General features: G+C 49.4%; 10 protein-coding genes. 6 read left to right on the forward strand and 4 right to left on the reverse strand.

Translation table 11 applies throughout. The features are described from left to right. The first annotated feature begins 261 nt into the window (after positions 1–261). The 6 genes from FIU95_RS16495 to FIU95_RS16520 all read left to right on the forward strand — a co-directional run bounded on the left by FIU95_RS16495 (position 262) and on the right by FIU95_RS16520 (position 7,795). A complete protein-coding gene (locus FIU95_RS16495; protein ID WP_152454800.1) occupies positions 262–1,212 on the forward strand; it encodes a hypothetical protein in 951 nt (316 codons plus the stop codon). Between the two features lie 508 nt (positions 1,213–1,720). After that, positions 1,721–2,740 (forward strand): hypothetical protein, encoded by a 1,020-nt coding sequence (locus FIU95_RS16500; RefSeq protein WP_152454801.1) that lies wholly within the window; start codon positions 1,721–1,723, stop codon positions 2,738–2,740. Between the two features lie 298 nt (positions 2,741–3,038). Beyond that, on the forward strand, positions 3,039–4,061 hold the full coding sequence (locus FIU95_RS16505) for a hypothetical protein (protein WP_152454802.1): 1,023 nt from the start codon (positions 3,039–3,041) through the stop codon (positions 4,059–4,061). A gap of 390 nt (positions 4,062–4,451) precedes the next feature. Further along, positions 4,452–5,342: a hypothetical protein gene (locus FIU95_RS16510; RefSeq protein WP_152454803.1), complete on the forward strand. Its 891-nt coding sequence runs from the start codon at positions 4,452–4,454 to the stop codon at positions 5,340–5,342. Between the two features lie 268 nt (positions 5,343–5,610). Further along, positions 5,611–6,492, forward strand: coding sequence for a hypothetical protein (locus FIU95_RS16515; protein ID WP_152454804.1), 882 nt, complete (start codon positions 5,611–5,613; stop codon positions 6,490–6,492). A 424-nt stretch (positions 6,493–6,916) separates the two neighbouring features. Continuing rightward, positions 6,917–7,795 (forward strand): hypothetical protein, encoded by an 879-nt coding sequence (locus FIU95_RS16520; RefSeq protein ID WP_172975436.1) that lies wholly within the window; start codon positions 6,917–6,919, stop codon positions 7,793–7,795. A gap of 64 nt (positions 7,796–7,859) precedes the next feature. Here the strand turns inward: FIU95_RS16520 and greA are convergent, their stop codons facing one another. From greA to FIU95_RS16540, 4 genes are all read right to left on the reverse strand, one after another. Further along, positions 7,860–8,336 carry a transcription elongation factor GreA gene (gene greA / locus FIU95_RS16525; RefSeq protein WP_152454806.1) on the reverse strand — a complete coding sequence of 159 codons (477 nt, stop codon included), beginning with the start codon at positions 8,334–8,336 and terminating at the stop codon, positions 7,860–7,862. 86 nt (positions 8,337–8,422) lie between these two features. After that, on the reverse strand, positions 8,423–11,650 hold the full coding sequence (gene carB / locus FIU95_RS16530) for a carbamoyl-phosphate synthase large subunit (RefSeq protein ID WP_152454807.1): 3,228 nt from the start codon (positions 11,648–11,650) through the stop codon (positions 8,423–8,425). 380 nt (positions 11,651–12,030) lie between these two features. After that, positions 12,031–13,179 carry a glutamine-hydrolyzing carbamoyl-phosphate synthase small subunit gene (carA, locus tag FIU95_RS16535; protein WP_172975437.1) on the reverse strand — a complete coding sequence of 383 codons (1,149 nt, stop codon included), beginning with the start codon at positions 13,177–13,179 and terminating at the stop codon, positions 12,031–12,033. A 330-nt stretch (positions 13,180–13,509) separates the two neighbouring features. After that, positions 13,510–14,088 carry a YfiR family protein gene (locus FIU95_RS16540; RefSeq protein WP_253868699.1) on the reverse strand — a complete coding sequence of 193 codons (579 nt, stop codon included), beginning with the start codon at positions 14,086–14,088 and terminating at the stop codon, positions 13,510–13,512. Between the last annotated feature and the right edge of the window lie 141 nt (positions 14,089–14,229).

Consider the following 14,229-nt stretch of genomic DNA (forward strand, 5'->3'; position numbering starts at 1 on the left):
CTCTCAAGAGTGGTCCCCAATGCAGTATCTGGGAGACAACTAACCTCCCCTATCGGCAAAAGAGCAGTTAAGCCATCCAAGTAAAGTAAATGGTAGATTGAAGTACTAATCGCTGATTACTTTATTCAGCAAGAATTCAACGATGCAGCTTTTCCAGGAGTAAAGGAGTCCTGCATTGTGAATCCATGACATCTGGAAGATGTCAGTAATTTCAGCACAGTGTGTGCTGAATCTAAAACGTCCAGAGTAAAGGAGTATCGCATGAAGGCGTTAACACCCATCGCAGCCGCTATTCTGATCGCCACAAGTGGCAGTGTATTTGCAGCCAATAATACCACCACGCAAAACCAAGCTGGTGTTGCCAACCTGGCTGTATCTACTCAGGTAGGGCCCGGCAACGATAACAACACAGTGACTCAAACTCAGATCGGTAATGTCAACTTCTCTAATGCGTTGCAAGCATTAGGCAGTGATACCAACCAAATAAATCATTCACAAGTTGGCAACGGGAACAGTGCAAATTCCTTTCAGCTTGGCGGAAGCCTGAATACGGCTTCTGTTACTCAGGTTGGTAATGGCAACGGTGCCCTTACCACCCAGGCAGCGCCCGCACTAGGCTCAGCAGCCGCTATTAATCAAGCTGGGGATACAAACTTTGGCTCGGTATTCCAGACCGCTTCATTGGGAGATGTCGGAACGGTTAATCAATTGGGAACCTCAAACTTTGCAACAGTCACTCAAATTCTGAGCGCCGGAAACAGTGCTCTTGTCAATCAGGCTGGCACCGCAAACATTGCAAACCTGGGTCAGGTTGCTGCCGTTGGGAATACCGCTGTCGCGAACCAGGCTGGCACTCTCAACATTGCTACCCATGCTCAATCAGGCCTGCTAAATAGCTCGAGCTCTTCACAGTTGGGTACACTGAACAATGCCACAGTCCTCCAGGCCGGTCTGGGCCACGACTCCACCACCCTTCAGGCTGGTTTCGGCAATATCTCAATCCATGCACAAACAGGCTCACTTCACGACGCTTTCACCGCACAAGCTGGCATAATCAATATTGCTACCATTACTCAAGGTGGTGTAGGGCATAGTGCACAAACCTTACAAGCTGGAACTCTCAATGTGCATACCACTGTCCAGCTCGGCTCCAACGAAACAGCAATAGCAAATCAAGCTGGAGCATTTAACGTCGGTTTCATTTTCCAGTAGCTCTTACTGTAGCTTCTTAGAGAGAGAATATCTTGTGGCGGTCATCATTTGACCGCCTTTTTTATGACTGGATTTTCTTTTACGAAAAATATTCTTTTAGCTTTATTAAGGTCAGCGGTCCAGAAAGATGATCAACCATCATTAATTTGCGCGATATACATCACCCTATAACTCACTGCTATTTAAGTAAAAATCCTATGGCACTCGAATATTCACGCAGCTAAAAAACATACTTTCTTCCTAGATTAACGAAACTTATCTCCCATAGCCGTCTAGCACTTTTCCCACAAAACTCTACACAGCATCAAGCTGATATTAACGAGGTCCTATGATTTTTCCTAGAACTCAATATGGAACAAATATCCAATTGAAATTCTTGGGAAAAAACCTCAATGATTTCCCCCTACACCAGGAAAAGAAATTTTCACGTAGGCTTCCGATGCTGTTTTGATAATCTCTCTAGCAAAAAAGCTTTCAAGCTAAATCTGATATCTCTAAGGAGTAACCGATGAAAAAGTACACCCCGATTGCCGCAGGTGTTTTCCTGGCAATTGCCGCCAGTGGCGCTATGGCCGCCAACAACCTAATCATCAATCAGAATGGTGCGGGAAACATGGTCGCTCCCGTACAAGATGGGACAGTGACCGACAGCACTATTTTCATTAACCAAAATGGAGACATGAATTTCTCCGCCCCACAGCAAATAAATAACACCAGTAATAGCTTGATTCTTCACAACCAAATCGGTAACACGAACGGAGCAGCATCCGTACAAGATGGTGCCTCTGGTTCATCCACTGTGATTACCCAAGTAGATGACGATAACAGCGCAACCACTACCCAGGTCTCTACCACCAGCTCAGCAATCGGAATCACGCAAAGTGGCTGGGTAGGCCAGGTGGCAACGGTTAATCAGTTTGGCACTACCGCTAACTCTGCTCAAGTCAACCAAACAAAGAATTTGAATACCGCCACGGTGAATCAATTTAGCGGAACAGCTAACACTGCGGTTGTTACCCAGGAAGGGCATTTTATTGGTAATAATGAAATCGAGACAAATCAAGGAAATGGTGACTCTAACTCTGTTGATGCCACCCAGATTGGTAATGCACAAACTGGACTCGTTTCCCAGATAGGAGGATCAGGTAATTCATCTTTCTCTTACCAGTTTGGTAAGTACAACGATATTAGTGTCGCCCAATCAGGAGATAACAATATCAGTGATATCGAACAATACTGGGAATCTAACGTAGCTGTGCACAATCAGTCTGGTGATAACAACTGGGCTATGACTGTACAGGACGGCATGTCAAACGTTGCAGGTGTGAACCAAATTGGCAACATGAATACCTCTGATATAACTCAACTGGGCGACATGAACACAACATTCGTCACTCAGACTTCCAACGGCGGTATGTTTCAAGCCTTGCAGGATGGCAACTCAAACTTTCTTTCAGTGTTTCAAGCAGCTCCCGGGCTGATAGCAGTCAGCCAGATTGGCGATGGTAACTTCCTTATTATCCCATAAAGTTACCATGTAGTCTCATACTTAAGCTGGCCCTAACGGGCCAGCTTTTAATTTAGATCCATTCACTTATCAGCTTAAGTACTCATCTTATATTTTCAATCAATTAATATTCGAGAGCACTTATGTACATATTTAAATCATCAAATATTTAACCTGCCCATGTATTACACATCATACCAATTGAGACCACCAAAACAACGGAAGCGTAATAACAAGGCCCCACAAACAGCTTAACTAACGGTTTATCACAACATACTAAAAATTTTCATGTAAATCTGACATCTGCAAGGAGCAATCGATGAAAAAGTACACAACGATTACCGCGGGTGCTTTCCTGGCAATTTATGCTAGCAGTATCTCTGCCAATACACTAATTATTTTGCAAAATGGCATGGGAAATACTGTTGCCCCAGTACAAGATGGTACTGTAACTAGTAGTGCCATTCTCATTAACCAGTTTGGCAATTTAAATTCCTCAACTCCGGAGCAAATTAATAACACCAATAGTAGTACAATTGGTCATTTTCAGCTTGGCGACATGAACACAGCAGTATCTCTGCAAAATAATGCATCATCTTCTACCGCCTTCATCACCCAGGCAGATGATAATAACAGTGCATCCACTACTCAGGCCTCTACTACCGATTCAGAAGCATTCGTTACCCAAAATGGCTGGAGCGGTCAGGTCGTATTTATAAATCAGGGTAGTACTACTTCAAGTAGCATTTTTATCAACCAAACCAAAAATTTCAATTCAGCCACAATGGGACAGTTTAACGGAACTGGAAACACAGCTGTTGTTTACCAAGAGGGGCATTTAATTGGAAATAATTTCATCGAAATACAACAAGGGAACGGCAACTCTAACTCTGCTGATGCAACTCAGATTGGTAATACCCAAAGAGGATTGGTAATCCAGAACGGAGGTTCAGGCAACAAATCTTATTCCTATCAGTTCGGGAAGCAAAATTACATTGATGTCACACATACTGGGGATAATAACACTAGCGAAATCGAGCAGTTCTGGGAGTCTAACCTAGCTGTACACATCCAGTCTGGGAATAACAACTTGGCACTGGCCGAACAATCTGGTCAAAATAACGTTGTAGACGTGTTTCAGTCGGGTGACATGAACACATCAGATATAACTCAAGCCGGAGGCAATTCGAATGAGTATATCTTAACTCAGAGCGGCAACTCAAATACCTTCTTAGCAATACAGGATGGCAATTCCAATTACATTATGGTAACACAAGCGGGTAACAGTAACCTCCAAATGATCAGCCAAATTGGCGATGGTAATGTGTATGTTTTTCCATAGAATTTCAGTTTAAAGTCATACTAAAGCTGGCTATAACGAGCCAGCTTTAGTATTAAATATTTGCACCTACATAGAATTTAATTTTTAAAGTTCCATTTTATCTTATTAATATATCATCACAAAAACCAAGCTTTTCTACATGACAGATATTTTATCTTCATTGCATATAAATACACACTTGAACTCTTAATAAAGGCTAGTTATATCTAGAGAACAAATTAGAACACCGAAAGTATAACCATTTATCAAAGATTTGAATGTCAATATATATCTTTTCAATACACCTCTACTAAAGTTATATGAGTGATAAAAATTATCAAAGCAAGGAAACACATTAAGCATGTAAGCTTACTAAACGATGATGGATTAAGTAGTATACAGGAGTTAAACGTGAGAAAGATTACAGCCCTGTCTCTGGCAATTATGGCCTCTGTCAGTGGGCTCACACATGCGTCAGGAAACACAGTAACTTTTGAGCAAAACGGCAACAATAATCACGCTTTGGTTGATCAAACTGACAGCAGCACTATCGACAGTACTGTAGAAATCTCTCAAAGCGGCAATCTTAATAACGCTGAGGCCGTCCAGACAAATGAAACGGATAGCCTTATATATCAGGTACAAGAAGATAAGTTAAACGAAGCTTATAGTTTACAAATGGGGGGCATCGGAAATGAAGCCTTGATTTTTCAGGGGGGCATGGATAACCACGCTAATTCGTTCCAGATTTCTGCACAAAATAGCCAGGCCAAAATTCTCCAGAATGGCATGGGCAACGAAGCTGAAATTCAACAGCATTTAGGTAGTGATAATGTCTCAGTTATTGAACAAATAGGAAATATTCACGGCGCATTGGTAGGACAGTATGCCAGCTTTAATTCAGAGGCATATATTTTCCAAGACGGCTCATACCACGAAGCAATGATCAGCCAAAAGGGAACAGGCCACTATGCCAACATCTCTCAGTCTGGCATGTCGCATCACGCCGAAATTTCCCAGTCCGATATGTATAACGAAGCAGATATCTTACAAAAAGGCGAAAGTAACAACAGTACAATTGTTCAAGTCTCTTGGTACAACAGTGCCTTTGTTACTCAGGATGGTTATCTGAACCAAGCTACGATTATGCAGTCAGGCAATGGTGGTTTGGGTGGTGGGCACATGGTAGTTGTTAATCAATCTGGCGGCATGAATACAGCCACAGTGATACAAAGCGGTTTTTCTGAGTCGGCAAATATCACCCAAACCGGCTACGGTAATACTGCCATAGTGAATCAATAAATATCTCCTATCCCAGTAGAAGCCAAAGATTAAAGTTGGTCTTTGGCTTCTATAACTATTTACCCCACCGTAGGTACAGCCCTTTTATGCTTACCTTTTAGCACTTATCTTTAAGTACCTACCATATTTTAAAAACTTACTTATAGAACCATTTACTGAGAATTAAGTCTCAGAAGTTACCCACATTTCTCTCATGGTGGCACTTATTTTTTGCATCAAGAATTAACAAGTACCCGAGCCTCCCATTTATGCAGTTGTGGAGAAACCTATGACGCATTTTAGCAAGCTACTTTTAGCAACCACCCTATTAACCGGCTACTCTCTTTCAGCTCAAGCTGATGACCAAACTGTTCGTCAAGTTCAAGTCGGAATTGGGAACAATGCAACAGCCATTCAACAGTTCCCCCTCAACCAGAGTAACTTAATCATTCAGGAGCAGATTGGTTTCTATAATGACGCAATAGCAAATCAAGCAGTCGAAGTCGGTAGTACCGCTGCGCAATATCAGACGGGACAACAACATTCATCTGAGGTCAGCCAGGCTTTCGGGAGTGGTAATGCTGGTCAAAGCGTGCAGATTGGCTCCAATAGTCAGTCAGCAACCTTTCAGATCAATCAGGTTCAAGGCTTCTCTTTACACACCCAGGATGGACAAAGTCACTTTGCTTTAACCATTCAAAAACTAGGGTCCAACAACAGTATTCAAATTCAGCAAAGTGACCGCCTGAATATAGCAACGGCCAGCCAGATAACAAACTTTAATGGTGACATCAATATTATGCAGGCAGGCCTATTAAATAGCGTTGAAAGTCACCAGCAAGGGTTTTCTCATGAGGCCTCTATCGTTCAGAGCGGAGGATTCAATAAGACCGATACTATTCAGCTAGGCAGCAATCAATGTGCAACGACGATGCAAACCGGAGTGGATAACCTGATTGATCTTGCTCAATCAGGTGACAGTAATATTGGATCAGTCACTCAGTTAGGCATTAGCAATGAAGCTTATGTGGTTCAATCTGGCATCAATCTCAAGGTAAACGCTGAGCAATTTGGCGGCTTTAATCACGTATCAATTTCGCAATCCGGCATTAATCAGAGTAGTGACACTCTACAAGTAGGATTTAATAATCAAAGCCATATTGTTCAATAGGTCTTACCAATATCACTTTCATTCAATGCCAGTTTCTGCTGGCATTTTCTAATTGTTTTTTTATGTTTGATTTTATCTTGTCTAAAACTTCCCTCCCAGCTAAATAGTACTTCTCTCCTATGGCTTTTTTTTATCACTGAAGCAACACTAAAAGGGACGGAACGAAATTATGGACTCCTAAGCAGTATCAGGGATGTCAATCAAAATGCGCCAGTTTTACCCCCTCTTCGACTTTGTATCAACTCGATCTTTTTTCTTAAGCACTTTGCGTGCAAGTTTGCCTAAACAGTTTACAGGGGCGCTGCCAAAAAAATTTTAGCGCCTCACTGTAACAGCTCACGCTAACTACACAGTATGCCGGCTTAGCAACTTTACGCTGCCCCCTATCGTGATGCTCTTTTTTTAAGTAGTAATGGAGATACTCATGAAAGTTTTACCCCCAATTCCTGCCGCTATGATTTTAATTCTAAGCGGTACCGCTTTTGCCGATAACAATACTGCCTACCAGGATCAAAACGGCTTTGGTAACAACGCCTTTGTTGATCAGGCTGGACCCGGCAGCCATCACAATTACGTTAATCAGGAACAGCATCAGGGGTTAAATACCGCCGTTAGTCTTCAGGTCTATGAACACCACAGTACGGTTCTTCAACTCCAGGATGGGACTAGTAACTACGCGAATGCTTTCCAGAAAGGTGGGTCTGAAAATACAGCGATGAGTGAGCAATTTGGTATCGACAATAGCTCCTTAACTTTCCAGTTTGATGAGCACGGTAGCTTTTCTCACCATATACAGGAAGGCCATGGTAATACCGCTTGGACCTACCAACAATCGGGTAGTAGCAACCAGGCAACCATCCTGCAAAACAGCAACTACAGCTATGCGACTGTAACTCAAGTAGGTAGCCATGGTAGTGAGGCCATGCTCTCGCAAGGTGGTGAAATGAATCAGGGAGATATTCTCCAAATTGGTGAATTTCACAAGGCCCACCTGATCCAGGGAGATGGTGGTAACAACGACGCCGATATTCGCCAGCTAGGCCACAGTCTTGAGGCCAAAATGTATCAGGAAGGCTGGTTTAACGAGGCGGATATTTCCCAGGCTGGTAGCAACCATTTTGGTAAGACCATGCAGTTTGGCCACGGGAATGATGTGTACCTGGGCCAAATCGGTGAAAATCATCACGCAGAAGCCATCCAAAATGGCTCGAATAACAACAGCCTCGTCGCCCAGTTTGGTTTCAATGAAACCGCCAAGGTTCACCAACACGGTGAAAACAATCAAAGTTTCGTTTCCCAGTAAAGCTGCTCCTGCCCCAAAGAAAAAAGGCGGCCTTTGGCCGCCTTTTTTCTTACTAAGAGATCTTTTATAGGTGCTCTACCGTATCAATTTCATATTCCACTGCACCGGAAGGCGTGTGTACAACAACGACTTCCCCCACTTCCTTACCAATAAGTGCGCGGGCAATCGGCGAATTCACTGAGATTTTTTGTTTTTTCACATCCGCCTCATCGTCACCCACGATTTTATAAGTCACTTCAGCATCGTCATCCAGGTGAATGATGGTTACCGTGGTGCCGAAAATTACCTTATCGCTGGGCTCAATCGACTTCACATCGATCACTTGAGCGTGAGATAACTTGGCTTCAATCTCTTGAATACGCCCTTCAATAAAGCCCTGTTTTTCCCGCGCCGCATGGTATTCGGCATTTTCCTTCAAATCACCGTGTTCGCGAGCCTCGGCAATGGCTTCCACCACCGCTGGGCGCTCGACTTTTTTCAGATTTTCCAATTCTGAACGCAGCGCTTCTGCGCCTTCGACGGTCATTGGTACCCGGTTCAATGTGGGACCTCCATTATTGTTACTACGCAACCGGGCCCTGTGTTGCCACAAGGCCCGGTCGGAAATGACGGATTGTTTTTAGATGATTAAGACAGCTTTACCACACGCTGGTGCAGGTCCTGCAGGCGGCGTACCTGTAGCGGCTGCTCCTGGCGCATGGCCATCGCCATGGCCTGGGCTGCCGCCAGGGTGGTGGTGTAACACACCTGGTGGTTCTCGGCACTGCGACGGATATCCGCGGAATCGCGGATCGCCTGGCGACCTTCAGTGGTATTCACCACCAACGCAATCTCGTCGTTCTTAATCATATCGACGATATGCGGGCGACCTTCACTCATCTTGTTGACGGTTGTAACGGGAATATCATTATCTTGCAAGACCTTGGCGGTGCCTCGGCTGGCAATCACCTCGAAGCCAAGCTCCACCAGATCCCGGGCTACGCCTACGGCATCGGCCTTGTCGAAGTCGCGCACAGAGATAAACACGCGGCCGGATTCCGGCAGGCGGTCACCAGCGGCAACCAGACCCTTGTCGAAGGCTTCTGCGAAGGTCGCGCCCACGCCCATCACTTCGCCGGTGGACTTCATCTCGGGGCCGAGGATCGGGTCCACTTTCGGGAACTTGTTGAAGGGGAATACTGACTCTTTAACGGAGTAGTAGTCCGGTACGATCTCTTCGGTAAAGCCCTGTTCCTGCAGGCTGATACCGGCCTGACAGCGCGCAGCCACTTTCGCCAGTGAGGTACCGATGCACTTGGACACGAACGGTACAGTACGGGAAGCGCGCGGGTTCACTTCGATCACGTAGATCTCGCCGTCCTGGTAGGCCAGCTGGGTATTCATCAGGCCAACTACGCCCAGCTCGCGAGCCATGGCCTTCACTTCTTCGCGCATACGGTCCTGCACATCCGCCGGCAGGCTGTAGGGCGGCAGGGAGCAGGCGGAGTCACCGGAGTGAACACCACACTGTTCAATGTGCTGCATGATGGCGCCGATCACAACGTCCTGGCCATCGGATACCGCATCGATATCCACCTCAATGGCGGCGTTGAGGAAGTGGTCCAACAGTACCGGCGCTTCGTCGGAAACCTGTACCGCTTCTTTCATGTAGGTGAGCAGCTCGTCTTCTTTGTAGACGATCTCCATCGCGCGGCCGCCCAATACGTACGACGGGCGCACAACCAGTGGGTAGCCCACATCTTTCGCCGCCTGGATGGCTTCGGAGACAGAGCGCACGATAGCGTTCTTCGGCTGCTTGAGGCCGAGACGCATAATCATCTGCTGGAAGCGCTCGCGGTCTTCGGCGCGGTCGATCTGCTCTGGTGTAGTACCGATAATCGGCACACCTTCGTTGGCCAGGTAGCGCGCCAGGTTCAGCGGAGTCTGGCCACCGAACTGTACGATCACGCCTTCCGGCTTCTCTTTGGCAACAATTTCCAGCACGTCTTCCAGGGTTACCGGCTCGAAGTAGAGGCGGTCGGAAGTGTCGTAGTCGGTGGAAACCGTCTCCGGGTTACAGTTGACCATGATGGTCTCGTAACCGTCTTCGCGCATCGCCAAGGCAGCGTGTACACAGCAGTAATCGAACTCGATGCCCTGGCCGATACGGTTGGGGCCACCGCCGAGTACCATGATTTTCTTCTTATCGGACGGCTCCGCTTCGCACTCCTCGTCGTAGGTGGAGTACATGTAGGCAGTGGAGGTGCTGAATTCAGCGGCACAGGTATCCACGCGTTTGTAAGAAGGGAATACACCCAGCTTGTGGCGGAATTCGCGCACAGTCTTCTGGCTCACCCCCAGCAGATCCGCCAGGCGGCGATCGGAAAAGCCTTTGCGCTTGAGGAAGCGCATATGCTCGGCAGTCAGCGCCGAGGTGGGCAGGGACTTGAGCGGCTCTTCGATTTTGATCAGCTCTTCGATCTGCACCAGGAACCAGGGATCGATACCGGACAGGTCGTAAACTTCGCCGACGCTCATGCCCATGCGGAAGGCATCGCCCACATACCAGATGCGCTCGGCACCCGGTACGGAAAGCTCTCGGCGCACACGGTTCTCGGCACCGTCTTTTTTCGGGTTGACCTTGCTTTCCAAGCCAAAGCTGCCCACTTCCAGGCCGCGCAGGGCTTTCTGCATGGATTCCTGGAATGTGCGGCCAATCGCCATGACTTCACCCACTGATTTCATCTGGGTGGTCAGGCGCGCATCGGCTTCACCAAATTTTTCGAAGGTGAAGCGTGGAATCTTGGTGACAACGTAATCAATAGACGGCTCGAAGGACGCCGGAGTAGCACCGCCGGTGATATCGTTTTGCAGTTCATCCAGGGTGTAGCCCACTGCCAGCTTGGCCGCGACCTTGGCGATCGGGAAACCGGTGGCCTTGGAGGCCAGTGCGGAGGAGCGGGATACGCGCGGGTTCATCTCGATCACAACTACGCGGCCAGTCTTCGGGCAGACGCCGAACTGTACGTTGGAGCCGCCAGTCTCAACGCCGATCTCGCGCAGTACGGCGATAGAGGCGTTGCGCATCAGCTGGTATTCCTTGTCGGTCAGCGTCTGCGCCGGGGCGACGGTGATGGAGTCACCGGTGTGTACGCCCATCGGGTCGAAGTTCTCGATGGAACATACGATGATGCAGTTGTCGTTCTTATCGCGAACCACTTCCATCTCGTACTCTTTCCAGCCGAGCAGGGATTCGTCGATCAGCAGTTCGTTGGTGGGGGAGAGATCGAGACCGCGCTTACAGATCTCTTCAAACTCCGGCCAGTTGTAGGCCACACCGCCACCGGAACCACCCATGGTGAAGGACGGTCGGATAATCACCGGGAAGCCGAACTCTTCCGGTACCTTCTTCGCCTCTTCCATGGAATGCACGATCTTGGCGCGCGGGGTTTCCAGGCCGATCGCTTTCATCGCCTTGTCGAACAGGTCGCGGTCTTCCGCTTTTTCGATGGCGTCTTTGTCCGCACCGATCAGCTCTACATCGAACTCCTTCAGGACACCGTGCTTGTCCAGGTCCAGGGCGCAGTTCAGTGCCGTCTGGCCGCCCATGGTGGGCAGGATGGCGTCGGGGCGCTCCTTCTCGATAATCTTGGCAACCGTGCGCCACTCCACCGGCTCGATGTAGGTGGCATCGGCCATGGCCGGATCAGTCATGATGGTGGCCGGGTTGGAGTTCACCAGGATCACCCGGTAGCCCTCTTCGCGCAGCGCCTTACAGGCCTGGGCACCGGAGTAGTCAAATTCGCACGCCTGGCCGATCACGATGGGGCCTGCGCCGATAATCAGAATGCTTTGGATATCTGTGCGTTTTGGCATCTTTCTTCCGTTCTACTACCGGCTAAGGCCGGCTGCGCTAAATTTCATTCGTGTCTTGTTAAGGAGACTCTAAACAACTCCGTGATGCCTCTGGCTTGCAGAGCGGTTCACAATCAAGGCGCGGCTTCGCAGGAATGTCTAGACCTTTCAAGAAGTCGCAACGCGGAGTGTGAATCGCTCTGCAAGCCCCGAAGGGCGGGCCTTGAAGGCCACAGCTGCTGCGTTGCAGCTCTTGCAAAGGGCTACGGCCATTTGCGGCAAGCTGCGCCTAACATCTGCGGCCTTCAAGGACCCGCAGAGGTATTACGGCGTTATTCAGAGTCTCCTTATAACCGCCGCAAAAGCGGCGGTTATTTGCCCAACCCTGGGCGGCTGCACCCTTAGGCGCGCTCTTTCATCAAATCGATAAAGTGGTCGAACAGCGGCGCCACATCGTGTGGGCCCGGGCTCGCTTCCGGGTGCCCCTGGAAGCTGAAGGCCGGCTTGTCTGTCAGGCGAATGCCCTGCAAGGTGCCGTCGAACAGAGACTTGTGGGTAACTTCCACATTGTCCGGCAGGCTGTCGGCGTCCACTTCGAAACCGTGGTTCTGCGCGGTAATCATCACCTTGGTGCTGTTCAGGTCCTGTACCGGGTGGTTACCACCGTGGTGACCGAACTTCATCTTGGCAGTTTTGCCGCCTACCGCAAGGCCCAACAACTGGTGGCCCAGGCAGATGCCGTAGGTGGGGATACCGGCGTCGAGGATTTCGCGAATAGCGGTGATCGCGTACTCACAGGGCTCGGGGTCACCGGGACCATTGGACAGGAATACGCCGTTGGGATTCATCGCCAGGACTTCGGAAGCCGGGGTCTCTGCCGGTACTACGGTGATGTCGCAGCCGCGATCCACCAACATACGCAGGATATTGCGCTTCACACCGAAATCGTAAGCCACCACTTTGAAGGGCTGTTCCGGTGCGGCCTTGTGGCCTTCACCCAGCTCCCAGGTGCCTTCACTGAAGGGGTAGGCTTCCTTGGTGCTCACTACCTTGGCCAGGTCCATCCCTTTCAGGCCGGCAAATGCCTTGGCCTTGGCCAGGGCTTCTTCGCGGTCGATATTGTCACCGGCAACGATGCATCCGCTCTGGGCGCCTTTATCGCGCAGCAGGCGTGTCAGGCGACGAGTGTCGATATCGGCGATACCGACGATATTGCGATCGCGCAGATAGTCTTCCAGAGACTGCTCACTGCGGAAGCTGCTGGCCATCAGCGGCAGGTCGCGGATCACCAGGCCGGCAGCCCAGATATCGGCGCACTCCTCGTCTTCCTGGTTGGTGCCAGTGTTGCCGATGTGCGGATAGGTCAGAGTCACAATCTGGCAGGCGTAGGAGGGGTCGGTAAGGATCTCCTGGTAGCCGGTCATTGAGGTGTTGAACACCACCTCACCAACAGAACTGCCGTGGGCGCCGATCGCGCGTCCTTCAAAGACGCTACCATCTGCGAGCACCAGCAGGGCGGGAGTTGTACTCTGCATAAAGTTGTGGGGCATGAAGGCCTCCGACGTAGGGACAGCTTTAGTCAAATTGAACTCCAATCTTCAGAACTGCTTCCGGGCGGGGTTTTCGGGCTTTGGAGCATACAGGCTCCTGACTGGCGCGCGCATAAAAAAGCGAGATGAAACATCGCAGCTTCATCTCGCTTTAAAAATCTATTCACGCGCGGCTCTCACAAATTGGCCGATGCTTGCCACCGGCTTTTAGCGGGCTCGCGCTGTGCGATTTAGCTTCGCGACACCAGCCCAAATTCGGGCGCAGATTCTACGCGAATTCCCCTCTGGACGCTAGTGCAAAAATACGCCAAACGCGGCAGGAAACTTTCCTCAGTCTGGTTTCTGCCCAAGACGGAACAAGCTGTTGCCCATTTTTAACTCCGCCTTCTCCAGCATGGTTTTATTCATGCGCAGTGCCACTTCGCCACCGGAATCGGCAAACTCGATCATTCCTCCTGTTGCGGCAAAGCGATCGGCATCGCTCACCGTAAGAACCGGGAAGAATTCTACAGTAACCAGCGCTTTAAGCAGATGGGCGCGATCCATAGAGCCGAGAATTACGATCTGGCACTTGCGCGCGCGCAGTATATCCTTGAAGTCAATTTTCTCCAGCGCCACCTTGCGACCGTCAATACGCTGGTTTCGGAAGCGCTCCGCCAGCGTCTCCCCCAGGGAATCCCCTCCCATCAGGCACACCTTGAATGGGGCGGTGTAGTTATCAAACGCATTGACCGGCCACTGCAGGTTGTAGGCGAAATGCACGATGTAATCCACCATCACACGCCGTCCCAGGGGGGTATCGGAGAGGTGTACCGCGGCCTGAGTCAAAGGCGCAATCAGCAAGCTCAGTAATAGGGTAAAAATCAGGGATAGGCGGGGAACAGAAGGTCTGTGGCAGTGTGTCTTCACGGTTAGTAAAACCCTGCGGTTTACACCAGCTGCCGGCGGCAGGGGCGGCCCCGGCAGAGAGTGTCTATCGGCGGATACCTGGGCAAATTATTTGCCGAGGCTTGATGAGCGCGCCAGCGAAAAGCCCGGCCACCTCTGAAG

This window comes from Microbulbifer sp. THAF38 (assembly GCF_009363535.1).
Classification (GTDB): domain Bacteria; phylum Pseudomonadota; class Gammaproteobacteria; order Pseudomonadales; family Cellvibrionaceae; genus Microbulbifer.